The following is a 22,733-nucleotide window of genomic DNA, read 5'->3' as shown; positions in this document are numbered from 1 at the left end:
AATCATAGTATTGTAAACTCATGTTATTCACTACGTGATTAGTATTCTTTTAACTTATTATTTTATATTACCTTAATGGACAAAATATCTACAAAAAAAAAGCCCCAAGTCGGCAAAATGCCAACATGGAGCTCTGCTATTTTAGTGATTTAGAATATGCATGCGCTTGTAATAATTACTAATAAGATGAACAAAACTAAGATTGCGCCTGTAGAAGTAAAAGCACCACCAACATGACCATATTCAGCACCCATGAGAAGACCTCCTCCGTATTTAGAATACATCATAAGATATGTAATGATCCCCTTAGAAGATTGGGCGTTCAGTTAAAAAAAAAGACCTCTACTGGGCTACCAGCGAGGTTAAAGGCTCTACAATTAATCAGAAACTAAAATACCATCAAAGCTTTCTGGGCCCACACGTACTGTACCGAGAAGATTAGAAGAAACAAATGCTGTATAAGTGAGCTGAGGTGTGATGGCTGGTAAGAAATCCGCTGCTGAAAAGGTTATTACTTGCGGAGCCAATATACTAAGAGCAAAAGTTGAAGTAGCAGAATACACTTTTGGATCGGTAGCCAAGGTTCCTCTTACAATCGTAATTGTGATGCCCACTAACGCTAGCGGAAGCGTCACTGATATCGTTCCTTTAAGGAGAACACGTGGATTGGTAGTCACTCCAGCCGTTAACAACCCAATCTGTCCAAAAAGCTGCGGCGTGTTAAGTACCGTAATAGGAATAGATATAGAGTTGGCGAGGCTGGCATTTTGAGATGTTCTAGCATCAAGGTAAGTTCCCATCGTTGCACCCCCTTTATAAATTGGCATACCATAATATATTAGTGTTCTCGATAGAATGCATAGCCACATTACCAGTGTAAAACGATTGTTTTATAAAACTCATAGGCAAGATCTATTTATCATCTTTTTTCGTCCCCTCCCTTTTATTAAAAGCTAGTTCAAACAAACCGGTCGCTGATAGTCCCGCAAGCCCCCCCGCCCAGAGTCGCAGAATCAGATTCATATCAGTGAACGGATAGGCAACTGCTCCAACCAGCAAGCCAATAGCCAACCCCACTACTGGCACAATGTTCCGCGGAAGTTCAATGCTATTCTTCACAAGTTGTACAAGTGCCATTACAAAAACAGCTAGGACTGAAGCAAAGGCAAGCACACTGTTGAGAGCATCGTTATACATGTTTTTTAATCCTCCTTATTTCATTTTTTACTTCCTGTTACAAGTAAACCTGCACGGTTCAGCACCGTTAATATGCGATAGAAATCGTAACTGCCACCCGATGGAGTATCGAGAAGTCCTGCCGCAGTCGCTGCTTTCACAGCCGCTTCAGCCCATGCAGGGACATTCATGACTGCCCGATTTTCAATGAATGTCACCCGATCCGTAAGCTTATTAATCGACTGCCCCTGTTCTTGCACACCTGTTTTCAGCGTATCCCTGCTATCTGTAAGAGCTGCTATAAGAGCACGCAGTTCCTTTACTTCCGATTCTAGACTAACAAGCTTTTGCTTATCCTCTGCTGACATCTCATCATCTCCTCCCATGGATTTGTCGTCATATTGATACAGATTATAGGTATTCATAATTTGAATCAGCTTAGCTGCATAGTTCGGATCAGTAGCGTAACCAGCTGCGGCAATCTCTTGTGCGGCCACCTTGCCACTCGCACCGAGAACCTTGCTGTAAAGGTTGCGATTCCATGAGACTCCATTCACAATCAAGTCGGAATGATCCGCGATAGATTCTCCCCAGTTGTTATAGGCTCGAAAAGGGGCATTCACTTTAACAGCTTTATCGTTAATATATTCGGTAGTTTGTACAGTAATGCTGCCAGCAGGTCCACTTCCTTTGATCCCAAACAAATTATTCGCTTTCACAGTCAATCCACTGCTGCCCCAGCCTGACTCCAGAGCCGCTTGAGCAATGGTTAACGAAGCAGGAACCTTAGTGAGCTGCATGTCCTTTACAGCAAAATTCGCAATCTTCGCTATAAACTCGCCTTCTGTCATCTCATCACATCCTCTCCGTTTATTAAATGCGAGGCATCATAAAATGACTGTGCTTATCCCCTTCTAACATTGTGTTTTTACTAGATTCGAATCCAACTCGGCAACAAAAAAAAGCCATCCCATTACCCATGAAATGACTGCTGGAGTAGCCTCAATGATCTGAACATCTAACTTCCTAATTACATCTCATTCGCTTACGAATCATCTATTGGACTCAGCTGACCTTATACGCAGCGTTAGCTCACTTTTTGGATATTAACGGACACCACAGCCGTAATTGGCACCAAAAACATTCAATAACAGGCTCTTCATATAGAATAATGTCTCTGAGGTCCGAAACCATGCTAAAAAGGATAAAAACATGCTAATAACGTCATCCGGGTCCTAAAGCTTCAATAGACTGAATATGACTCAGCGGTGTAAAAGCAGCCAAACAACGATCCCAAAAAAAGGAGTAGTAGTTCTCCTATTATTAGAGAACTACTACTCCTTTGTCTTTCATGACATCGACCACTGCTATCCACTATGACGTAGAGCGTCTATGTAAAATGGAAGGGTGCACTTCTCGGTAGCTCAAGCGGTGCCTTAGGTCCTGCATAATGCATCCTCAACTCCTTTCACCCGGACAATATGTAATTATTAGTAAATCTAGCTTGTGAATCCCGTAGAATTAGCGTAATATATAGTAATAATTTACTATATAGGAGGGTCTAACAGACTATGCCTTCATATTATTTTAAAGAAGTATGGACACCCTTACGCTGGGTAGGTATAAAGTTTTTTCGTGATGATGATGGATTCTTATGGATTAAATGGTGGACAAAACCCAGAAAACGGTTACGTTAACGCATACTATTACATATGCCATAATACATAGGTTCAGCAGTTAGAATACTCATAATAATCTGCGCTGCCACCCCCTCCGCTTCAAGCATTGATTTGCTAGCGGAGGTCTTTATGATCCACGCTAGCAACTGATGCGTCCGTTTACTAATTCCCTACTTTTGCCCCAAATGAACGTGCCAAGAGTACCGCCTGTTCAATATCCATCCGCACTCCCTGCAGATCCAGACTCTTTAAATCAATTCCTTCAACAATCGCTTCCCGCATATCCGCTCCCTTAAGCTTGCATTGAGACAATTGTACACGGCTCAAATCCGCTCCGCGCAAGTCACTTTTTTGCAAATTACAGCCCATTAAATCCGCTTCTGTAAATCGAATCCCTCGCAGATCCTGTCTGCTTAGATTAGTATGTCTTAGGTTCGTGTACGACCAGTCCCCTCCGAGTAGGGAGATCCCGTCCAAATATGCATTTGAGAAATCCGATCCTACCATCTTGCAATCTTCAAATTTAGATACAAACAAGTTCGCTCCCGTAAATTTACAATTGGTAAACGCTGAACCTTTATGGTGAGACGCATTAAGCATGGCTCCAGTAAAATCACAATCAATAAATCGGCAGCCAATAGAGTTCATCTCTTCCATAGAAGTGCCTTTGAAGGAGCATTGCTCGAATGTGCAGTTATTTAACTCACCATCCTGCAAGCTTCCTTGATCAAAATTGTGATTACGGAACGTTTCATTAAGGTATTGGTACATATAAATCTCATCACCTTCGTTAGTATTAAAAAAATTAATTCTTAATTAAAAATAGCACTTTAGTAGATTGTTCTCAACATTCCCTTTCGATATAATAGCAAATAAACAATGGGGAGGAAAATTATGGATGTGTCCAGCAGGAAAGAACCATTCCGTTATGTTATGAACCATCCGCTTGAATGCTGGATTGAAGTTCCGCTTAACAATTCCGGTCCAGGTGCTGGAAAGTTAACAGAGGCTGTATTACTCGATCTTAGCCGTTCGGGTTGTAAGGTACGTACTCCTTTGAATCTTCGATTCACTGCAAGAGATACTAGGCTTATTATTCATCTTCAATTAAATGAAGAGAAGCTTCAGCTCTTATGCAGCGTCCGGTGGGGTTGGATGTTTGGGCTTGGCCAATATCAATATGGAGTTAAATTCCGCTTGGACGAAAATGAGGAAGAACGCCTAATAAGAGAGCTTGAAACATGGACCGCCACCCTTCGGGTTGAAGGTCTGTAGAACTTACCCTAACAGATGCCCTTCACTTAGAAGGACGTCTTTTTTTTGCACAAAAACGAAGACAAAGCTAAATCGCTCTGTCTCCGTTCTAAAAACTATTCCGCCAAGTTGTAGCTAGATGTCCACTCTTTTATTAACGAGCTTGATGATGACCGCTATAAGAAGAACTGCTATCACCGCTTCAAACAGAAGAGGAGCTAGATTCAAATGACCCTGTATAAGCTGGATCCCATTTGCGGTATCCGTCTCATCTATGACCTCGAACTGGAATACACTTTCCCAAGCAGTGAAGTTACTTTTGAAAATAAAATACTCCAAATAGAATATTCCATTCTGTAACAAATACGCAGTGGCCAGCCCAATCCATACTCGCCCCTTAAATTTCACACTTCGTGCAACCGTAATGGAGACCATCAAGGTAAGCATGATATAACCGGCAAACCAATACGCCTGCAAGAGAACTAACAATCCCACTTTCCAGAAATTCTCCGGAAGAAATGAGGAGGGATACATTGAAAGATACACGCCAAAATGGATCAAAGCTATTAAAATAATACCCAGCATTAGAGCTAAATAGAGCACTAACGGAGAAAGGACTGTGTTCAAAGTTCTTACGGGCACTAGGCGACGATTATAGGAATTTATATTGTTAAAAAAGGTTTTTGCTGCCATGACAAGAAAGATCAGTCCTGCAATAACATAAGCTATTCCGTTCAAAGTAAACCGTTCATAGTCATGCAGTTTGGTAAATCCTAACCCAATCTGTGCCAGAATTATGATTACAAAAACTGCAAGAAACTTATCCCTATCCCGTCTAAAATCATACTTCACTAGCTTTAGCATTCTGCGTACACCTCTCTGAACAGTTCGTCAATACTTTTGCCATGGCGTAGCCGAATATCCTCCACCGCAGTATGCATCAGAATTTCTCCTTCTTTTATAAAAATCACATCATCAAAGATCCGCTCAATATCCGATACTAAATGGGTTGATAAGAGAATGGTACTGTCCTCTTCATAAAACTCTACTAACGCGTTAAGAATTTTTGTTCTAGCTACCGGATCTACACCACCAATGGGTTCATCCAGCAAATAAAGGCTAGCTCGGCGTGATAGGGCAAGTGTAAGCTGTAAACGTTCGTTCATCCCTTTGGACAGGTCCTTTACCTTATCTTGCGCTCTTAGTTTCATAAACTCCAACATTCGCGAGGCTTTAGTCTGATCAAAATCCGGATAGAAGTCAGTTTGGAATTTCAGAGCATCAGAAACACTCATCCAGGATTCTGTAAGCGGCTTATCAGGCATAAACGACACCACCGCTTTACTTTCTGTTCCTACAGAACCCCCAATGACGGATACACGACCAGAGGTAGGTTGTGTCAGTCCAGCGATGATTTTCATAAGTGTACTTTTGCCGCTGCCGTTACTGCCCAGCAGTCCTGTGATCTTACCCGCACTCAGATTAAAAGATACCTTGTGGAGGGCATGCTTGGATCTATATTTTTTTGTAACTTCATGAACCTCAAGTATATTCCCCAACTTGTTTATCCCCCTATTCTTTATCCTTGTTACGGATATTCTCCGCAACCACCGCTAAAATATCTTCGCCTTGAAAGCCAAGATCCTGCATACCACGAATGAAACGATCTAGCACATCTTTGGCCATTTCTTTTTTGATGGTCAGGATAGTACCTTCATTACTTGTGACGTATCTTCCCATTCCACGCCGGGTTTCCACGATTTCTTCACGCTCCAGTTCCTGAAAAGTCCTTTGCACCGTATTCGGATTAATCTGCAGTTCACTGGCAAGTTCTCGTACTGAGAGTATTTTATCTCCCGGTTTCAGCTTGCCTGTGACGATTTCACCTTTGATGTAATTCATGATCTGTATATAAATCGGCAGGTTGTTATCGAATTCGATTGTCATGATTAAGCAACATCCCTTCGTCTAAAGACGGAGAAACCTACGAGAAGAAAGACAGCTGTGTATAAGACAAGCATCACGACAGAAAAGGTCAGTGTCATTCCAGGCATTGGTGCTCCTCCACCTTCATAAGCAGATAAATTTAAGTTTGGAAACAGAACATATTTGTAAAAATCACGAGAAATAATCAATTTGTCTATCATTAATGCAAACATAGTAGCCCCAATCGTTACTCCCGTTGAAGTGGTCAATATCCCCAGCATAAAAGCAAGTGTTCCATACACAACCGTACTAACGAGATTATACAATAGGTTTGTAAGCATCTCACTCATACCCGCTTCTCCACCACTTAGTCCAAACCACAAAGCTCCTGTTCCAAAAACGGCTATACCTCCGATGACAGTCAAAGTCAAAGCATACAACAGTACAACCACATATTTGGATGCGAGGATTGCTGTACGGCTTCTGGCGCGGATAAGCAGGAACTTGATGGTTCCTTGACTATACTCTTTTGAGACAATACCTGCTGTTCCGATAATCGCAAGAATTGTAATCACTTGCCCAATCCCTTGGGAAAGCAGCATCATTGCTGAAAAATCATAAGCTGATTCAAACAGGCCAGGTGAGACAGAATGAACTATATAACCTAACAGCAGGGATAATAGAATTAATATCAGATATGGCATAAAAAATGTGCGTTTTTTTGAGAGCTTGAGCCATTCATTCACAATCAGATTATTAAAGTTACGCAATGCGGTTTCCTCCTGTCCATTTCAAGAAATCTTCCTCAAGACTTTGTTTATTCTCCGTAATCCGAAAAATCCCCACGCCTTCATCACTAAAAGTAGATACAAGCTCCGGTACTCTGCTATCAAGCAGTCTTACTGTCACTTCAGATCGCGCACTATCCATAGAGATCAATTCCGCATAATCCAAGCGCTCCAAGATATTTATAGCGGATTCGATTGATCCTACACGGATGGTGAGCTTCACTTGTGCGGTTGCTTCCTGCTCCTCACCAATCGTAGTTACGGTCACCAGCTTACCATTCTGGATCACAATAGCCCGATGGCATATTTGTTCAATTTCAGTAAGTAAATGGCTGGAAATCAGAATAGAAATGCCTTCCACTTCGGCGATGGTACGCATATAATCACGCATTTCCCGTATTCCGGCCGGATCAAGTCCGTTCGTAGGCTCATCTAAAATCAATAACTTCGGCCGATTGAGAAGCGCCTGAGCAATCCCAAGACGTTGGCGCATCCCCAGCGAATAAGCCTTTACTTTTTTATTCATCGCTTCTTGAAGTCCTACCAGTTCTACAACCTCATCTATTCTGCCAGCCTCAATGTTATCCGTCATTCTTTGGTACTGCTTCAGATTATCAAGTCCAGTCATATAGGGATAAAACTCTGGATTTTCAATTATCGCACCGATATGGCCAATCGCCTGCTTAAAATCCTTTTTCACACTGTGGCCTTGGATAATCACATCGCCTTCGCTCATCCTTATTAAACCCGTCATCATTCGAATCGTTGTGGTCTTTCCTGCACCGTTTGGACCTAGCAATCCAACAATTTCACCCTTACGGATATCAAATGTCAGCTTATCCACAATCGGTCTTCCTTTGATGATCTTACTTACCTCATTCATTTGCAGAACGATTGAATCTTGCATTTCTATACCACTCCCCTGTTTCATGCGAATCCTCCCTGCCAACTAATGTATTGTTCATTTTTTATATTGTGTCAGTGTCATAGTTAAATAGTACACTAATATATTGTTGGAGTGAAGCCCAAAATAATAAATTCATGCAAATAAGGGCTTTCTATTAGACTTTCAGCCAAGCCAAAAAGTTATATGAACATAGATTAGATAACAAAGGAGGAATTACAAATGAAAAAAGAAGTTCACATTTCTCAGACTTTCCCTCGCTTGACCGTGTACGATGAAGAAAACTTCAATGGACGCCGTAGAGTATATACTGGCAACCTGGGTATTCGTAATACGGACAACATCCTCGATGGTATTGAGAGCCTTCGGTTCTTCTCTACTAGCAGCAATGCTACACTGGTACTCTTCACAAGAACCCGGTTTAGAGGAAATTTCCGTGTTCTTCGCGGGAACCGCAACATTAGGGATCTGGATGATTTCATTTCAGGTAATGACGTGGAATCCATTATTTCTACTAACCAACGCTTAACCCTCGAACAAATCCGTAATATCCGCAGCAGCGGTAACTTGCCTTCGGGATATCGTTTGATCTAGGAATTGCTTACAACAACAAAAAGGAGTAATCCGGAGCCTAGCGCCCAGGTCACTCCTTTTTCCAGTCGAAACTACCGCATTCATTTATGGTAAATCTGGCGGCGAGTTGTCGAAAACGACAGTTCGTCAATCGAACTTGGAGGGATTAACCATGATTACAAAAAAAGTAACATCTGTAATATATCCTAGGCTAAGAGTGTTTAGTGAGGAGAACTTTCGGGGGCTTCGCAGAACTCTTCGCGGCAACCTGGGCATTGCAGATATAGATTCAGTCCTTACAGGAATAGAAAGCTTGCGCTTCTTCTCCACAAATCCGAACGCTACGCTTGTGTTATTCGATCGTTCTGCCTTCCGCGATAATTTCGTCATTTTGCGTGGTAACCGCAGCATCCGCGAACTGGACGACTTTCTGCGAAGAGGAGATGTCGAATCGCTCATTTCAAGCAATCAACGGCTGACCCCGGCGCAGGTTCGCACCATTCAACGTACCGGCAGCTTGCCATCAGGATATCGTTTGATCTAATTCAATGAGGACGCAGTTTAAGCCATAAGCTTAAGGTGCGCCCTCTTTTATTTTCCGCTATAATGACTCCATACATATTAAACAGGAAAGAAGGCTACTTTATGGAACCGATCGTTTCTACTCGATGGCTGCTTGCTCGGTTATACGAGCCTGAACTTGTTATAGTTGATTGCCGTTTTTTACTTACTGACCCGGAAGCTGGACGTAAAGCCTATACAGAAGATCATATTCCCGGAGCAGTTTATCTACATCTGGAAGAACAGCTCTCCGCTCCAGTAAGCGCACACGGTGGACGCCACCCACTGCCTGAGATCTCGAAGCTAACCACCGTTCTTAGCAAGGTTGGCATTAACAGAGATAGCATTGTCGTTGCTTATGATGATCAAGGCGGTGCCTACGCTTCCCGTCTGTGGTGGATGCTTAAATATTTGGGGCATGAACGTGTGTTTGTAATGGATGAAGGCTACTCTGTTTGGAAAAATGGTAAGTTTCCCGTCAGTGATCATCAAGCCGTGCGAATTCCTAGCCAGTATGAAGCAGATGTTCAGAAGAAGATGCTTGTTAGCATGGAAGATGTGCAAAATGTAGTTAACGACGGTGGTGCACTATTGATGGATTCCCGCGAGTCCCGCCGCTATGAAGGACTTGAAGAACCCATTGATCCGAAGGCAGGTCATATTCCCGGAGCGATCAATAAGTTCTGGAAGGATGTACTGGATGAGCAAGGGCGCTGGAAATCAACTGAGGTGCTGAAAGAGCATTATGAAGGAATTGATCCTGAGCAAGAAATTATCGTGTACTGTGGTTCAGGCGTAAGTGCCTGCCCAAATGTGCTCGCGCTAGGCAAAGCCGGGTACAAGAATGTGAAGCTGTATGCAGGAAGCTGGAGTGATTGGATTTCATATGAGGAGAATCCGGTGGCTACCGGAGAGAGTTAAGCGTTCTTTTTATTTGTATATTTAAGAACAGGAAAAGCCCGCAATCTTTGCGGGCTTTTTTAGTGCACTTAATACCGAAACGTTTACCGCAAAAAATCGATTTCCCGAAGCTCGGATGCGCTTGCCTCTGCTTCGTCTTCTTCGCCGTACTGCTTCTGTATATGCTGCACATGCCCGGCTCCCCAGTCGCTCATTGTCTGGAGCACGGGTTTCATTAGCTGTCCGTACTCCGTAATCGAGTATTCGACCTTTGGCGGAATTTGCGCATACACTTCGCGATGCACAATATCGTGATACTCCAATTCTTTCAACTGCTGGGCCAGCATCTTTTTCGAAATATCCGGAATGGCTTTTTGTAGTTCGCTGAACCGCATTGTACCATTGCTCAGTAGGCGTAGAAGAATCAATGATTTCCATTTGCCTGTGAGGATTTCCAGCGCCGTTCCGAATTTGCAATACACCGTCATTCTTATCCTCACTTTCTGGTCTTGCCAAGGTTTACTTTTGGTTACCTGGTTAGGTTTAAGTGCCTACTTCCTGAATGGGCTTTCTCACTTTAGTATAGAGGCTGACATCGAAATCGAACAAGTGAGGGGAAAGAAAAGATGAATGTGACGTTATGGATCGTACAAATCGTATTGGCGGCAGGCTTCGTATATTCGGGATGGATGAAAACTGTTCGCATCGAGTCGTCAAAAAAGACATGGGCCTGGGTAAATGATGTGCCGAAAAGTCTAGTTGTTCTGATCGGAATCGCGGAGCTACTTGGAGCGCTGGGCCTTGTTTTGCCTTGGGCGCTGAACATAACACCGTTGCTTACGCCGATCGCCGCGATCGCTTTGACTGCGGTCGCACTGCTCGGGATGCTGTTTCATATTCGGCGAAAAGAGTACCGGGAGCTCGGCGTGAATATCTTTTTTGTGGTTCTGGCGTTGATCGTGGTAATTGGAAGACTATAAAGGAACCAGAAGGGCGATCTGTTGTCCACAGCCTGGCTTCCTTGAACCGGGCAGGAGAACGTGGTCTATTGCGGCTCGGGCGTGATTGCTCCGGAGAAAGCGGGGTACAAGAATGTGAAGTTGTATGCGGGTAGATAAAGGGATTGGATTTCGTATGAGGAGAATCTAGTGGCTACTGAAGGAGCTGAGCCTGCTGAAGATTCGCGCCGAAATTCTGGAGCAGCTGCTGACGGCACAGTAATTGCCTGAATGATGCAGAGCATTTCAAAAACAGGTATATAGAAAACGCGAGTCTGGGCGGCATTGCCCTGAACTCGCATTTTTGTGCTAAGTGATTCGGTTATGTATTTCTAGCGCCTATTTTGCCGGGTATCGTTTCAACTGCTGCTCAAACACGGTATTATAGTAAAATTTTCGCGGATAGGTATCCTCCTTCAACACCTTGTAAAGCACGGATTGACCTTCTTCATAACGGACCGCAAATTCACATTCATCATAAAAACGCCGGGACAGCTCACGGATATTGTCTTTCTCGGACGAACAGCGCCATCCGAAATAAATCATGTCTAGCTGGTCCAGCGGATCACGGTAAGTGTCGAGGACAATACAAGCGTTTGGTTGCTCTGGATTGCTGTAAACGAGCACATGTCCGGTGTGAACAGGGTTGGCAAAAAAATGTTCATAAATCTCAGCAACGGGTACTGTAATACCCAATTGATCCATGATGATCTGAAAATTCGGGTGCGGAATATAGGTATCACTCTGCTCATCCGGGTACTCCACCAATTCTGTAATGGATGCCATGACCCCAAATTCATACTTCATATAAACATCCTTCCTGTTGATTGCTTGAAAAATATCCCTATGCTTGCTATGATAACAAAATTATTAGGATGAGAGGCGATTTTCATGAAAAAAAAGCTGCGTTCTATCACGCTCAGGGAACTGGAATACAGCTATATATTGGGCATGAGAATCCATGACGAACGGAGTCTGCTTGAATTAAAGATTTATCATAAAAATGTAAAGCTCCACCCCCTCCGCATCCAACTCCTAACATGGGATGATCCTATTGCCGGTTGTCCGCTAAATACAGGCTATCTGCTGCAAAACCATAAAAAGGGTTTTGAAGATGTCTATAATCTAAATCATCCACAGCGTATCCGCGAATGGATCGAATATGGAACGGCTAAAGGCTGGGACGGCACCCGGACAATAGAGATCATAAATGGATTGGATGCTATGCAGGAAATGGGCTATGATATTACTTCATTGCGCACCTCTATATAATCAGTCAAAAACCTGTTCCAGTGCTTGCGGATAATAAGGGCTGATAATTTTATAGGCATTCAAGTGAGGATTGCTTAAATCATTATCATAAATGATCATATGCTGTCTGCTTTTTAAAATAATATCAAATCGTTGCTTGCAGTCAGCCTGAACTATCGTAATATAATAGCTGAAGTTTTTGTCAGAACTGACATTTCGGGCCGATTTCATTAATTGAACATGAGAGAAATCAGCAAAAATCCGCTCAATAACAGCAGGATCAGTTATAATGATGTCTTTCTTTTCACCGGGAACTGAAGACAATCGCGAGATTTCTAGAGAGGCGATTTCTTCCAAACGGATGGTATTGACTACGATTCGTTTAAACGAAGTATAGCGGCTTGCTGTATAGGCCATCAAAGAGACACCTACCCCTGTCAGAAGCGCACCGACAAGCATATATTTTCTATTTTTATCCATTTCCCCATTCCTCCCAGTAATACGATTAAGTAAACTACAATTATAAAACTATATAGACACCGGTGCAAATTCAGAAACATAAAGTTCAAACGGTACAAAAGGGCGGTGAGCTCCTAATCCTCAAGCTCGTCCAGCTTCGCTTCCAATTCAGCCAGCTTACGATTCGCTTGATCCAATATTTCTTGAAGCTCTGCAGCTTCTGCTCGTTTTATTTCTTTTTTAACGGCCTTAATCTGCTGCTCCAAATAAAGAATATCGGCTTCATTTCCTGAGTTGTTCCAGATCTGTGAGTAAGTCATAGTCAGCCTCCGTTTATCTATGTCGACGATTCAATCATAACCCGCATTCCACTTCTTCAGATTAATCGATGCTACTCGTGGAGTCTAGCTAATCAACAAAAAACAATGACCGATTACTATTCTATATTCAACCCTCTTTACTTTATAAACAAAATAAAGAAGCAGCGAGTTCCTCCTCTGCTTCTTTGTTGCGGATTAACCTGAGATCTCATTTATTTAGCCAGCAGTTTAGGGAACTCATCCAGCAGCATGCTGCTGGTCAACATATCGTCATAATTCCATTTAGTCTCCACAAAAGTAACTTTTCCGCTCTTTACAGCAGGGAGCGAGCTCCACAACGCAGTTTTCATTAACTCATTAAAGGAATTTTCCGCATCAGCATTGGCCGGATAGATGACAAACAAATGGTCACCAATAAGCATCTTATGCATTAGCTCAGGGGAGACCTCAATATAGGGTGCACCTTCTGCCGGCTCGATTTCCTTCACTGCCTCGGACATTTTGTAGCCCTGCGGCTGATACAGCAGTGCAGGAATACCACCAGTTTTCATCAAATACATTGTCTTGTTCCAATAATAAATCAGCACTACCGCTGTTTCTCCTTCGGCAAGTTTGCCTTCCTGACGCAATCCGCTCCACATATTCTCGGCCTTGCGATTATATTCGGACAACAGTTGCTCTGCTTCAGCCTTTTTACCCACTATCTCACCAATGACAGGCAGACGCTCAGACAAGGGTTTACTCTGGTCAAATACAACAGTAGGTGATATTTTGGACACTTCTTCATATTGTTTGTCCATCACATAACCCAGCATTGTCAAATCCGGTTCCAGATCCAAAACAAGTTCCAGATTTGTAGGAAATCCAATATCCTGTGCCGGGGTTGTCTCCTTATCCAAATAGACTGATTCTTCAATAAACCGGCGGTCGACACCGACCGGCTGAATCCCGAGTGCCAGCAGGTCTCCGATCGAATTACCTTGCAGCACAATCCGCTGTGGACGCTCTGGAATATCAACCTCATGCCCCTGACTGTCTTTATATACTCTTGTAGATTTTGAATTGGTGGCTGAGTCCGGTGGACTTGTCTCTGTTTGCACAGAGGATACTGGACTAGGGCCAGCATTCACAGAATTAACAGGACTGTTCCCTGAAGAACAAGCACTAAGCATTAAAACCAGACATAACAGCATCGCTGCTCCCATTGACATTTTTGTATTTCTAACCATCGGTAAATCCCCTTTTCTTCTATATTGATAATGATTATCATGATCATTATCAATATAACTTGGCTCAGCCCATCCTGCATTAGACAATCTTAGCCTGATTTTAGGACGATCTGATCCTTTGGCAGAGCCTAGGGCCAATGACTTAAAATTACCCGGAGTCACACCGGTTGTTTTCTTGAAAATACGGATGAAATAGGACAGGTCCGTGTACCCCACTCCGGCGGCAACCTCCTGCAATGATGCATCGGTATTTAGCAGCAGTTCCTGCGCCTCATCTATTCGCGTCCGAATAAGAAAATCAATCAGACTGGTACCCGTCTTGCTTTTGAACTGCTTCGCCACATAGGCCACACTATAATTAAGCTGCTCTGCAATAGAGGATAAGGTAATAGGCTGACTGTAATATTCTCGTATGTATCGAACTGCTTGCTCCACCAGATCCGGCTTGACGGAATAGACTCCATATGCCTGTCTTTGCCGCTCAACTTCGTAGACAAATTGATAAAGCATTGCTTTGATCTGAATCCGTTCAAGTGAACTTGAGTCCAGCCATTTCCGGTGCATCTCCTTTACTTGAGACAGCAAAGCCACTGGAGCATTCGGAGCAAATTCATATTGTTTTTGAAAAGGACTGTTTCTTTCAAAAAGTCTACGTACACCTGATCCGGACGTTAGCGAAAGCGAGGCTTTATAGAAAATAAAATAAAACTCCATTTCCTCCCTGACCCAATCAATATCCAGTTGCCCTCCTTTTCCGCTGTGTAGGATATGAAAACGTTCTGCAGCATGTTTATTTCCATTGAGCCGAAAAACCACGTTGCCGCGAACCATATATAAAAAACCTGCAGCCGGGAACCTATAGGAGTTCAGCTTGTCTCCTGCCTTAAACAACATATGGCGAATATCAATCAGCCGGATATGTGCATAATCCCAGAGCATCAAATTATCATCAGCATTTAAAATCTTCACTCGCCTCCTTCCTATCGGAAGTATAATTGATAATCATTATCAACCGCAAGAGCTGGAAGCAATCTACAAACAAGAAGTCTGATAAAGGCAGTTAAGCATCACCTAAAAAAACAACAATTCGCCTCTAATCAGTAGCTGCAATGTGCCAAGCTACAGGCTAATTGTTAAGATCTCCCTCTCCCCCCACCATCTTGAAATCCCGCACCAGTCAAGGATTTATCCTGTGCATCATCCATTTTAATTTAATTTTTTCATTCTCAAAATTACTATTTCGAAAATCTCACTATCTTCCGATATGTTCTTATGAGCTATTTGCTCAGAGACAACTTGGGGGAGATGGTAGCATGTTACAACAACTAAAAAAAAGGCGGTTTGGTTCATCAAGCATAGCAAATACTTTGTCCATTGTACTTTTAGTTATTATTGTTGTCGTCTTCTCAATCTTGGGAACCTTTATGTTTTCCAGCACTCGCAGCATACTTGTGAAACAACAAGAATCTATGCTTCAGTCCAAAACACAGGCACTTGTCAGTCAATTTGATGCACTATTTAAGGAAAAGGGTTCACTGGTCAAGCAAATGTCAACGAATAACTTATTCAAACAATACATCGAAACCACCGAAGTTCCTGAAATGGCCAAGACTTCTCCGCATGCCGCTGAAGTAGCAAAGACACTAGCTGCCATTGTAAAGGTGGAACCCACTTTTGCAGATGCATGGATTGCTAGTACTGCCGGCAAAGGTTTTTATATCCTCAACAATGGTACGACATCAGATGCTGCTTTTAACATTAAAGAACGGCCGTATTATAAGCCAGCAGTCGAAGCAGACGGCCTGTACTACTCCGATCCTTATATTGACATCACTACAGGTGATATGCTGATGGGTATTTTCTATCCGATAAAAAATGACAACAATACATTAATCGGTTTTGTCGCGGTTGATATAGCGTCTAAAAATATCCCTGAGATAATGGAAAGCTATAAGCTAGGCAGCACAGGTTATTCGATTCTCGCCTCCAAAACAGGTGATATTCTGTATCACCCAGACCAGTCTAAGGTCACAAAGGAAAAGATTAATGAGCTGCCAGGTGATCTTGGGGGAATCGGCAAGAAAATGATCGCTGGTGAATCCGGAGTACATCTGATTAATGACAACGGAGAACGCCGTTACATCGGCTATGCTACAAGTAAAGATACCGGCTGGTCCGTAGGTTTAACTATTTCAGAGCGGGAAGTGCTCTCCGAATTAAAAAAGTTCACCTGGATTACGATTGGCGGGTTTGTTGCAGCGGCGATTCTGCTCGTTCTATTTTCGTATATCACGCTCCGTTATCTGCTCAGATCCATACCGAAGCTGCTTACCAAAATCAAACGGGTGGAAAATGGGGATTTGACGGTTCAATTTGATGCCTATTCCAACAACGAAATTGGACAAATCTCCAACGGAATATTCAACATGGTCCAGAAAATTCAAGGGATGCTCCAAATAGTGGGTACCTCCGCTCAGGTATTAAACCAGTCCTCAAAGGATCTGCAATCTATTTCTTCCCGCACAGCTATAACGATGAACGATACAGCCACAGCCATTAATGAGATTGCGAATGCAACCAACTATCAGTCGATCGAAACGGATACGATTTTGCAAAAAACCGGATCATTATCTGGTCAAATTGACGAAATCGCAAATGATGCCATAGCCATAGAGACGATGGTGCAGGCTTCTGCCGACCAGAGCGAACTGGGGTTGGGTGTATTAGATCAGTTATCAAAATGGGCAGAAGAAAATCATAACTCCACTCATTCGATATCGTCTGCCATCCATGATATTGATCAAAGCCGTCATGAAATTTCGAGCATCGTGGACACGGTACATCAAATCGCTACGCAAACCAATCTGCTGGCACTAAATGCTTCCATAGAAGCAGCACGTGCGGGAGAACAGGGACGCGGATTTGCCGTTGTTGCCGGAGAGGTTCGCAAGTTGGCGGAGCAGACTGCACAGGCTACACAGGAGATTGGCAGAAAGGTTCATGAAATCGAAGAGAAAACTAGAGCATCTGTGGAATACACAGCCCAAGGACTTGAAATTGCCGAAGAAAATGCAAAATCCGTGCAGGCTACGAAACAGGTATTCTTTAGCATCAACAGCGATTTGGAGGCTTTAAGATTACGTATGATTCAAATCAGCAGCAACACCTCCAAAGTCCATAAACACAAAGATGAAATCCTACAGGCACTCGAAATCATTTCTTCAACTACAGAAGAGAATTCCGCTTCAACGGAAGAAGTTAGCGCAAGTACGCAAGAACAATTGGACAGCATTGAACAGGTTGCCGAACTGTCCCTGCAGCTCAATCAGTTGTCCAAAAAGCTTCAGGACGAATTAAACCAGTTCCAGGTCGAATAGTCCTTTAGTCATCCGTAATTTACACAGTCGTAAGACTGTCCTCCCTTCTAGAAAAATTAAGCAGCCAGTGCATGCCGATAATCTATCGGCGCGTACTGGCTGCTTTTAGTTTCAATTCGCTAGTAATGGTCTCTTCAATAATACGGTACAGACCTTGAAACTTAACTATTGATACGGGTCAGGAATTTCCTCCCACTGACCAGTAAAGACATCTACTTTAATCGTGAATTCCCTGCTTCCTTGCCTAACATCACTGAACAAATAACCATCCCCGATAAAGCCTGAAATCCAGTCCGTATCTGTTGGCTTGAAACCCTCTGTATCAAAGATAGGTTGGAGTAACTTATACAGTTCCTTCTGGTATTCTGTACCGTTAGAGATGTTCCGCAGATCTATCGCTTCTCGGTTTACAAGACTTCTCAGTGGACTGCCAGAAGTTACGTCATGAACCGTTCCGGTAAGCGGATTTATTTTATAGCTATTGCCTTCCCCTACGCCATTCAGTGGATCTATATCCACCCTATACTGATCTCCGTCTTTGCTAAAGGTCCAACCACTTGCCGGAAGCTGTTTTTCCATCATGGACTTGATATCCTGTTCACTGAGTGGTGGAGATATAAACGATCCATAGTACATCTGTGCGCTCTCAATGGTCAGATTCTTCCCGTAAACGGCAATAACTTCGAGCGGAAACTCAGACATAGACGCCGCACCGGACATATGGGCTACAATTTGGTCATCTATCAGTTCGTATGAAACTATAGAGCCAAATCCGACCTTCTCTCCCCAAGCTCCCTCCGTGTAATCATACACTTTGGTCAAATGCTTTCCGTCCAGTTCAGCAGATACATAAGTGTGGTTATTTCGATGTGTAATGGATGATTTCAGCTTCTGATTCAACGTTTCGATCGGATCTTCGACCACAAGCTCTTCCAAGCTAGCAGGCTGGAGCACATGAATCTCACTCATAGAAAGTCCAGTACCCGTGCCGGTCGTAATGCGTATGAAAATTTCTTTCGTTCCATCTCCGTTCACATCTGCTTCTTCAATCAATGGAGGCCGAGTTTTATCTTCTCCTGCATTCCACAAGAACGTACGGCTTACTTCACCACGCACATCTACCGTGACTTTATGCAAAAGTGTATTCTCCCCAGTGGGATTAGCAAATACCGTGATTCCGTTTTTTTCCGCCAAAAGAGTGCCTTTAACCCCGGAAGCCGTGGTATTTTTATCCTGCACTTCTGCCTGAAAAGTAGCAGGAGCGCTCATTGCCGGAGCTGATGCAGAATTCAGCTTTGCTCCTGTAAGGGTACAGCCACTTAAGATCATAATTACAGCGAGGCCCAGCATTGAGCTTTTTGCCGTAAATTTTTTGTGCCTGGTGATCATAATAATCCTTCTTTCCATTTCCTTTTTACTGCTTGAAATGCCAGCTGTACCTGCCAACCGGATCGGATCGGGTAAGGTTTCTAACAATTTAAGAAGTGTCAAGGCATAACTTCTGTGGCAAGCTGGTTCAAGATGCTTCAAGGCCAGAGCATCACAGGCAACCTCTTGATCCTCTTTCATTTGGCGTACGGCATACCACAACAGAGGATTAAACCAATGCATGGCCAGCAGCAGACCTGTCAGCAGATTTAGCGAAATGTCATGGCGCTTCACATGTGCCAGCTCATGAAGGAATATATGACGGAGTCCGTTCGTCTCCAGAGTGTGTAAAGTAGAGGTGGGCAGCAGCAACTTGGGCCGCATAACGCCAAGTAGTGTCGGTACGGCAATCTGCTTCGTCCCGATCAGCTTGACTGGGCGACGCACCTGCATCTCCTGCTTACAGGATACGAACAACCGTTGGATTTGTGAGGAATGGATCTCCGTTTCCTGTCGAACCCGTGCGGTAAATCGCAGTTGCGCTCGAACCGACATGCCCAGCACCACCGCCGCTCCGCCAAACCACACCAAAACCAGTACATGTATCGGCTGCCATCCTGAATCGGTTTGCGGATTGACTTGTGCCATAACATCCGATGTCGATTCTCCCGGCAAAGGTCCAGTTTTTGCAATTCCAGTAACTGACGGCGGTTCCTTTTCCCCTCCGGTCAACTCTGGGACATAAGTAAAGCCAACTTCCGATTGCGCTGACGAAATAAAGGAACTCTGCGCCGTTTCTTTCTCCAGCGGCAACAGATTAAAAATACTAAATGTGCTTTCAGGTGCCCAAGGTATAACCAGCCTCACGATCAATGGTATCCACAGAAGATACGTCCAAGTAGGTTTAAGACGATCCTTGAACAGGAAGCGGGTCAATAAGATCAGCAGAGCCAGCACGCTCGCCATGGCAGACAGCGACAATACCTTGACGAACAGATTGTATGCAGCTTCCAGCAAGCGGCTCAGTCCTTTCGTTCATCCAAAATTCTCTTCAGTTCTTCAATATCTTCCCGGGACAACTTTTCATCCTGCAAAAAATTGACCAACATCGGGCGCAGAGTTCCACCGTAGATCCGCTTCAGAAAGGATCTTGTCTCCGATTGGACACATTCCTCTTCCCGCACCAGCGGATAATAGGAATACACCCTACCTGTCTGGTTATAACCAATAGCCCGTTTCTCTGTCAGACGCTTAATCAACGTCCGTACCGTCTTTGGGTTCCAGTCCCTGTTGCCTTCTAGTGCTTCAACAATCTCACCTGCAGTGCGTGGGGCACTTGCCCACAGCACCTTCATCACTTCCCACTCGGCATCCGAGATCTTTGGAGTTTCCGTAGACATCATTCTATCCGCCTTTCTTTTCTCCGTATGACTACACTTGTAATCCAATATCCAAAATATACAAGTCAGCATCGTTTATGTCAACCCTAAACTCCCAGCTCACCACGGTTTATGGACAATGTACACGGAGATTCATGATTACGTACATTAATAGCAATAATACGGCTTTATTAGTCAAAGATGACTTCAAAAGAGGTGGAACCTATGCCTATAAAAACAGGTAATCAATACATCGAACGAATCGACCGGCAAAAGATCAATATCTGGTACAAAGGAACACGTGTTGAAGGTCCTTTATCCAAACACCCTGCCTTTCAAGGTCTCATACAAACACAAGCCGAAATGTATAACATGCAGTGTGATGAACGTTATTTGGCGCAGATGACCTATCCTTCACCTGATACTGGAGATCCGGTTGGTTTATCTTTTCTTCCACCCAAAAATGCTGAAGATTTAGAACGCCGGAGAAAAATGATTGAACTCTGGTCCAACAGACATCACGGATTTTTAGGACGTTCCCCCGATTATATGAATACGGCCATCATGTCTCTGTTCACAGCTGCTGATATCCTTGAGGATCATAATCCGAAATATGCTGAGAACCTCAGAAAATACTATGCCTTCTGTCGAGATCATGATATTACCTTATCCCATGCTTTCATCCAGCCTCAAGCCAGCAAAATATCCGGCCAGATTGATGCTACAGAGGATTCTATCGCTGCTAAAGTCGTAGAAATCAATGATGAGGGGATGATTGTTACCGGTGCTTTTATGATGGCAACACAGGGAGCTACCTGCGATGAAATGCTTGTATTCCCGACTCCCTCACCCTCACTTGTGGATGATGATAATCCCTTTGCGTTTGCCTTTGCGGTGCCTAATGATCTGCCGGGAATGACTTTTTTTTGCCGTGAAAGCTACGCTGCCTCATCTACTTACGACCATCCGTTAAGTTCAAGATATGAAGAAATGGATACCCTTGTTATCTTTGACCGTGTACTTATCCCTCATGTTCGTATATTTTATTATGGCGATGAGAGGTACTGTTCCCGATTATTCGGCGAGAGTAACTTTCATACGCATATGGCCCACCAAATTGTCACCCGCTATATTGCAAAAACCGAGTTTTTTCTTGGTATGCTAGAGTCTTTGGCTGAAGAACAAAACGCTGTCCTTGAGTCCTACACGATTTTGCCTATTTCCAGAATATTAGCATATTTAGAAACTTTCAAAGCCTTAAGACTTGCAGCGGAAATAGGGGCTTCGCTCGACAAATTTGGATATCTCGTTCCAGATAAAGGGCCACTGTTGGCTTCAACCATTCACTTTTCAGAGTTTTATCCAGAGATGGTTGAAATGGTTCAAAACCTCAGTTCAAGCGGTCTCATCATGATCCCCTCTGAAGCCGACTTTACATCAAGCGCTGGTTCGTATCTTTATGAGTATTTGAAGGGAAATGTCTCGGATGCGTGGTATCGAAATGCCTTATTCCGGCTGGCTTGGGAACTAGGAGCGGGTGCATTCGGAGGTCGTCAAACCCAGTTCGAGCGGTTATTTTTCGGCAACTCCCAAACAGTGGCCTGGCGTATGTACAACAGCTATGATAATCACGAGTATTTTCGTCAAATCGTTCACGAATTTATTGCCCCTGATGCCCACTTGTCTAAGTCAACAACAGATGGAATTTCCAATTAATCAAGAGTTGCGAAGGTTTATAATGATGTTTTTCAGGATTGATTAAGAGACTGCTTCAGCTCTCTTTTTCAGTCCTTTTTGAGCTGTATCAACAAACCAAATTAGGAAGAACTAGATGCTTTTTCATACCTGCACTGGACAATTCTGTAATAAGTTGTTTATAGTTTATTAGCATTAGGAAGTGATTTGCTAGCTTAGGAGGGAACAATGAACTATGGGCCATATCATAGTCGTAGAAGATGAACGTGCAATCAGTGACTTAATTACTATGAATCTAAAATTAGTCGGACATACCTATAGCAAGGCTTATCGCGGGCTGGAGGTTATTGAACTGTTGGAACGTGAAAAGGCCGATTTAATTCTGCTCGATATAATGCTGCCCGAACTGGACGGTTTTGAGATCATGCAGCGGATTGCTCACTTACAAATTCCGGTGATTCTGATCACCGCAAAAGATTCACTGGCTGATCGCATCAAAGGCTTTGAACTGGGCGCCGATGATTATATTATTAAACCTTTTGAAATCCTTGAATTGTTGGCAAGAATCAATGTAGTGTTACGTAGGAGCGAAAAAGGCATTTCCAATTTTCTCTGTGAAAACGTTGAGGTACGTTATCTTGAGAGGCTTGTGATGGTGGATCAGATACCCGTAGATTTAACCGCTAGGGAATTTGAGCTGCTTGAGGTCCTTATCCGCAACAGAAATATTGCTTTATCAAGGGAAAAGTTGCTGGAATTAGCCTGGGGCTATGATTTTGAAGGAGATACCCGTACCGTAGATGTTCACATCAGACAGCTGCGCAAAAAACTAGGCTGGGAAGAACGAATTAAAACCGTATTTAAGCTTGGTTACCGCTTGGAAGTTCAGGTCTAGT

At 43.4% G+C, this 22,733-nt stretch carries 26 protein-coding genes; 9 read left to right on the top strand and 17 right to left on the bottom strand.

Annotated features, from left to right (window positions below; genetic code table 11):
- Positions 1 to 149: 149 nt before the first annotated feature.
- The 5 genes from MKY54_RS13805 to MKY54_RS13785 all read right to left on the bottom strand — a co-directional run bounded on the left by MKY54_RS13805 (position 150) and on the right by MKY54_RS13785 (position 3,626).
- On the bottom strand, positions 150 to 254 hold the full coding sequence (locus tag MKY54_RS13805) for a sporulation protein YjcZ (protein WP_111503812.1): 105 nt from the start codon (positions 252 to 254) through the stop codon (positions 150 to 152).
- Between the two features lie 123 nt (positions 255 to 377).
- Positions 378 to 800, bottom strand: a complete 423-nt coding sequence (locus MKY54_RS13800; RefSeq protein ID WP_076126105.1) for a hypothetical protein — start codon at positions 798 to 800, stop codon at positions 378 to 380.
- Positions 801 to 912: 112 nt separating this feature from the next.
- Positions 913 to 1,197: a holin gene (locus MKY54_RS13795; RefSeq protein WP_076126104.1), complete on the bottom strand. Its 285-nt coding sequence runs from the start codon at positions 1,195 to 1,197 to the stop codon at positions 913 to 915.
- Between the two features lie 20 nt (positions 1,198 to 1,217).
- On the bottom strand, positions 1,218 to 2,027 hold the full coding sequence (locus MKY54_RS13790; protein WP_339190798.1) for a glycoside hydrolase family 73 protein: 810 nt from the start codon (positions 2,025 to 2,027) through the stop codon (positions 1,218 to 1,220).
- Between the two features lie 990 nt (positions 2,028 to 3,017).
- Positions 3,018 to 3,626: a pentapeptide repeat-containing protein gene (locus tag MKY54_RS13785; protein ID WP_076126101.1), complete on the bottom strand. Its 609-nt coding sequence runs from the start codon at positions 3,624 to 3,626 to the stop codon at positions 3,018 to 3,020.
- Positions 3,627 to 3,749: 123 nt separating this feature from the next.
- Here MKY54_RS13785 and MKY54_RS13780 point away from each other — a divergent pair, with 123 nt between their 5' ends.
- On the top strand, positions 3,750 to 4,130 hold the full coding sequence (locus tag MKY54_RS13780) for a PilZ domain-containing protein (protein ID WP_076126099.1): 381 nt from the start codon (positions 3,750 to 3,752) through the stop codon (positions 4,128 to 4,130).
- A gap of 114 nt (positions 4,131 to 4,244) precedes the next feature.
- Here MKY54_RS13780 and MKY54_RS13775 read toward each other — a convergent pair whose 3' ends face one another.
- The 5 genes from MKY54_RS13775 to MKY54_RS13755 are packed head-to-tail and all read right to left on the bottom strand — an operon-like array spanning position 4,245 to position 7,754.
- Positions 4,245 to 4,973 carry a hypothetical protein gene (locus MKY54_RS13775; RefSeq protein ID WP_339190797.1) on the bottom strand — a complete coding sequence of 243 codons (729 nt, stop codon included), beginning with the start codon at positions 4,971 to 4,973 and terminating at the stop codon, positions 4,245 to 4,247.
- Positions 4,967 to 5,668, bottom strand: a complete 702-nt coding sequence (locus MKY54_RS13770) for an ABC transporter ATP-binding protein (RefSeq protein WP_076126093.1) — start codon at positions 5,666 to 5,668, stop codon at positions 4,967 to 4,969. The genes MKY54_RS13775 and MKY54_RS13770 overlap by 7 nt, the downstream gene beginning before the upstream one ends.
- A gap of 13 nt (positions 5,669 to 5,681) precedes the next feature.
- Positions 5,682 to 6,056, bottom strand: coding sequence for a GntR family transcriptional regulator (locus MKY54_RS13765; protein WP_339190795.1), 375 nt, complete (start codon positions 6,054 to 6,056; stop codon positions 5,682 to 5,684).
- A gap of 2 nt (positions 6,057 to 6,058) precedes the next feature.
- Positions 6,059 to 6,805, bottom strand: a complete 747-nt coding sequence (locus MKY54_RS13760; RefSeq protein WP_076304218.1) for an ABC transporter permease — start codon at positions 6,803 to 6,805, stop codon at positions 6,059 to 6,061.
- On the bottom strand, positions 6,798 to 7,754 hold the full coding sequence (locus MKY54_RS13755; protein WP_339190792.1) for an ABC transporter ATP-binding protein: 957 nt from the start codon (positions 7,752 to 7,754) through the stop codon (positions 6,798 to 6,800). The genes MKY54_RS13760 and MKY54_RS13755 overlap by 8 nt, the downstream gene beginning before the upstream one ends.
- Positions 7,755 to 7,949: 195 nt before the next feature.
- On the opposite strand from MKY54_RS13755, the gene MKY54_RS13750 reads away from it, so the two are divergent.
- From MKY54_RS13750 to MKY54_RS13740, 3 genes are all read left to right on the top strand, one after another.
- The gene (locus MKY54_RS13750) at positions 7,950 to 8,321 is read left to right on the top strand and encodes a hypothetical protein (protein ID WP_076126089.1); all 372 of its coding nucleotides are present in this window, start codon (positions 7,950 to 7,952) and stop codon (positions 8,319 to 8,321) included.
- A gap of 151 nt (positions 8,322 to 8,472) precedes the next feature.
- Positions 8,473 to 8,844 (top strand): hypothetical protein, encoded by a 372-nt coding sequence (locus tag MKY54_RS13745; RefSeq protein WP_076126088.1) that lies wholly within the window; start codon positions 8,473 to 8,475, stop codon positions 8,842 to 8,844.
- 101 nt (positions 8,845 to 8,945) lie between these two features.
- Positions 8,946 to 9,782 (top strand): sulfurtransferase, encoded by an 837-nt coding sequence (locus tag MKY54_RS13740; RefSeq protein ID WP_339190790.1) that lies wholly within the window; start codon positions 8,946 to 8,948, stop codon positions 9,780 to 9,782.
- 83 nt (positions 9,783 to 9,865) lie between these two features.
- Here MKY54_RS13740 and MKY54_RS13735 read toward each other — a convergent pair whose 3' ends face one another.
- Positions 9,866 to 10,249: a helix-turn-helix domain-containing protein gene (locus MKY54_RS13735; protein ID WP_076183618.1), complete on the bottom strand. Its 384-nt coding sequence runs from the start codon at positions 10,247 to 10,249 to the stop codon at positions 9,866 to 9,868.
- 138 nt (positions 10,250 to 10,387) lie between these two features.
- Here MKY54_RS13735 and MKY54_RS13730 point away from each other — a divergent pair, with 138 nt between their 5' ends.
- Positions 10,388 to 10,741 (top strand): DoxX family protein, encoded by a 354-nt coding sequence (locus MKY54_RS13730; protein ID WP_076183614.1) that lies wholly within the window; start codon positions 10,388 to 10,390, stop codon positions 10,739 to 10,741.
- Positions 10,742 to 11,098: 357 nt separating this feature from the next.
- Here MKY54_RS13730 and MKY54_RS13725 read toward each other — a convergent pair whose 3' ends face one another.
- Entirely contained in the window at positions 11,099 to 11,566 is a 468-nt protein-coding gene (locus MKY54_RS13725; RefSeq protein WP_076126071.1) for a hypothetical protein, read from the bottom strand.
- Between the two features lie 84 nt (positions 11,567 to 11,650).
- Here MKY54_RS13725 and MKY54_RS13720 point away from each other — a divergent pair, with 84 nt between their 5' ends.
- The gene (locus MKY54_RS13720) at positions 11,651 to 12,031 is read left to right on the top strand and encodes a hypothetical protein (RefSeq protein WP_076126069.1); all 381 of its coding nucleotides are present in this window, start codon (positions 11,651 to 11,653) and stop codon (positions 12,029 to 12,031) included.
- On the opposite strand, the gene MKY54_RS13715 is transcribed toward MKY54_RS13720, so the two are convergent.
- From MKY54_RS13715 to MKY54_RS13705, 3 genes are all read right to left on the bottom strand, one after another.
- Complete coding sequence (locus MKY54_RS13715; protein ID WP_339190787.1) at positions 12,032 to 12,490, bottom strand: hypothetical protein; 459 nt, start codon at positions 12,488 to 12,490, stop codon at positions 12,032 to 12,034.
- Between the two features lie 113 nt (positions 12,491 to 12,603).
- Entirely contained in the window at positions 12,604 to 12,789 is a 186-nt protein-coding gene (locus tag MKY54_RS13710) for a hypothetical protein (RefSeq protein WP_076126066.1), read from the bottom strand.
- A 212-nt stretch (positions 12,790 to 13,001) separates the two neighbouring features.
- Positions 13,002 to 14,987: an AraC family transcriptional regulator gene (locus MKY54_RS13705; RefSeq protein WP_339190784.1), complete on the bottom strand. Its 1,986-nt coding sequence runs from the start codon at positions 14,985 to 14,987 to the stop codon at positions 13,002 to 13,004.
- A 344-nt stretch (positions 14,988 to 15,331) separates the two neighbouring features.
- Here MKY54_RS13705 and MKY54_RS13700 point away from each other — a divergent pair, with 344 nt between their 5' ends.
- Complete coding sequence (locus MKY54_RS13700) at positions 15,332 to 17,395, top strand: methyl-accepting chemotaxis protein (protein WP_339190782.1); 2,064 nt, start codon at positions 15,332 to 15,334, stop codon at positions 17,393 to 17,395.
- Positions 17,396 to 17,560: 165 nt separating this feature from the next.
- Here the strand turns inward: MKY54_RS13700 and MKY54_RS13695 are convergent, their stop codons facing one another.
- Together MKY54_RS13695 and MKY54_RS13690 are read right to left on the bottom strand one after the other, a co-directional pair.
- A complete protein-coding gene (locus tag MKY54_RS13695) occupies positions 17,561 to 19,780 on the bottom strand; it encodes a M56 family metallopeptidase (protein WP_339190779.1) in 2,220 nt (739 codons plus the stop codon).
- A gap of 5 nt (positions 19,781 to 19,785) precedes the next feature.
- Entirely contained in the window at positions 19,786 to 20,163 is a 378-nt protein-coding gene (locus MKY54_RS13690; protein WP_076189933.1) for a BlaI/MecI/CopY family transcriptional regulator, read from the bottom strand.
- A 204-nt stretch (positions 20,164 to 20,367) separates the two neighbouring features.
- Here MKY54_RS13690 and MKY54_RS13685 point away from each other — a divergent pair, with 204 nt between their 5' ends.
- Entirely contained in the window at positions 20,368 to 21,858 is a 1,491-nt protein-coding gene (locus tag MKY54_RS13685) for a 4-hydroxyphenylacetate 3-hydroxylase N-terminal domain-containing protein (protein ID WP_339190775.1), read from the top strand.
- A 214-nt stretch (positions 21,859 to 22,072) separates the two neighbouring features.
- A complete protein-coding gene (locus MKY54_RS13680) occupies positions 22,073 to 22,732 on the top strand; it encodes a response regulator transcription factor (RefSeq protein ID WP_076135640.1) in 660 nt (219 codons plus the stop codon).
- The last annotated feature ends 1 nt before the right edge of the window (position 22,733 follow it).

Source organism: Paenibacillus sp. FSL P2-0121, from assembly GCF_037975345.1.
Taxonomy (GTDB): domain Bacteria; phylum Bacillota; class Bacilli; order Paenibacillales; family Paenibacillaceae; genus Paenibacillus_AQ; species Paenibacillus_AQ odorifer.
The sequence above is the reverse complement of the archived record's forward strand: the minus strand, read 5'-3'. Positions and strand labels throughout refer to the sequence as shown.

What these genes read in the sequence shown, in the direction of transcription:
- MKY54_RS13805 (WP_111503812.1), bottom strand. Translation starts at nt 254, where the DNA reads ATGGGTGCTGAATATGGTCATGTTGGTGGTGCTTTTACTTCTACAGGC.
- MKY54_RS13800 (WP_076126105.1), bottom strand. Translation starts at nt 800, where the DNA reads ATGGGAACTTACCTTGATGCTAGAACATCTCAAAATGCCAGCCTCGCC.
- MKY54_RS13795 (WP_076126104.1), bottom strand. Translation starts at nt 1,197, where the DNA reads ATGTATAACGATGCTCTCAACAGTGTGCTTGCCTTTGCTTCAGTCCTA.
- MKY54_RS13790 (WP_339190798.1), bottom strand. Translation starts at nt 2,027, where the DNA reads ATGACAGAAGGCGAGTTTATAGCGAAGATTGCGAATTTTGCTGTAAAG.
- MKY54_RS13785 (WP_076126101.1), bottom strand. Translation starts at nt 3,626, where the DNA reads ATGTACCAATACCTTAATGAAACGTTCCGTAATCACAATTTTGATCAA.
- MKY54_RS13780 (WP_076126099.1), top strand. Translation starts at nt 3,750, where the DNA reads ATGGATGTGTCCAGCAGGAAAGAACCATTCCGTTATGTTATGAACCAT.
- MKY54_RS13775 (WP_339190797.1), bottom strand. Translation starts at nt 4,973, where the DNA reads ATGCTAAAGCTAGTGAAGTATGATTTTAGACGGGATAGGGATAAGTTT.
- MKY54_RS13765 (WP_339190795.1), bottom strand. Translation starts at nt 6,056, where the DNA reads ATGACAATCGAATTCGATAACAACCTGCCGATTTATATACAGATCATG.
- MKY54_RS13755 (WP_339190792.1), bottom strand. Translation starts at nt 7,754, where the DNA reads ATGAAACAGGGGAGTGGTATAGAAATGCAAGATTCAATCGTTCTGCAA.
- MKY54_RS13750 (WP_076126089.1), top strand. Translation starts at nt 7,950, where the DNA reads ATGAAAAAAGAAGTTCACATTTCTCAGACTTTCCCTCGCTTGACCGTG.
- MKY54_RS13745 (WP_076126088.1), top strand. Translation starts at nt 8,473, where the DNA reads ATGATTACAAAAAAAGTAACATCTGTAATATATCCTAGGCTAAGAGTG.
- MKY54_RS13740 (WP_339190790.1), top strand. Translation starts at nt 8,946, where the DNA reads ATGGAACCGATCGTTTCTACTCGATGGCTGCTTGCTCGGTTATACGAG.
- MKY54_RS13735 (WP_076183618.1), bottom strand. Translation starts at nt 10,249, where the DNA reads ATGACGGTGTATTGCAAATTCGGAACGGCGCTGGAAATCCTCACAGGC.
- MKY54_RS13730 (WP_076183614.1), top strand. Translation starts at nt 10,388, where the DNA reads ATGAATGTGACGTTATGGATCGTACAAATCGTATTGGCGGCAGGCTTC.
- MKY54_RS13725 (WP_076126071.1), bottom strand. Translation starts at nt 11,566, where the DNA reads ATGAAGTATGAATTTGGGGTCATGGCATCCATTACAGAATTGGTGGAG.
- MKY54_RS13720 (WP_076126069.1), top strand. Translation starts at nt 11,651, where the DNA reads ATGAAAAAAAAGCTGCGTTCTATCACGCTCAGGGAACTGGAATACAGC.
- MKY54_RS13715 (WP_339190787.1), bottom strand. Translation starts at nt 12,490, where the DNA reads ATGGATAAAAATAGAAAATATATGCTTGTCGGTGCGCTTCTGACAGGG.
- MKY54_RS13710 (WP_076126066.1), bottom strand. Translation starts at nt 12,789, where the DNA reads ATGACTTACTCACAGATCTGGAACAACTCAGGAAATGAAGCCGATATT.
- MKY54_RS13700 (WP_339190782.1), top strand. Translation starts at nt 15,332, where the DNA reads ATGTTACAACAACTAAAAAAAAGGCGGTTTGGTTCATCAAGCATAGCA.
- MKY54_RS13690 (WP_076189933.1), bottom strand. Translation starts at nt 20,163, where the DNA reads ATGTCTACGGAAACTCCAAAGATCTCGGATGCCGAGTGGGAAGTGATG.
- MKY54_RS13685 (WP_339190775.1), top strand. Translation starts at nt 20,368, where the DNA reads ATGCCTATAAAAACAGGTAATCAATACATCGAACGAATCGACCGGCAA.
- MKY54_RS13680 (WP_076135640.1), top strand. Translation starts at nt 22,073, where the DNA reads ATGGGCCATATCATAGTCGTAGAAGATGAACGTGCAATCAGTGACTTA.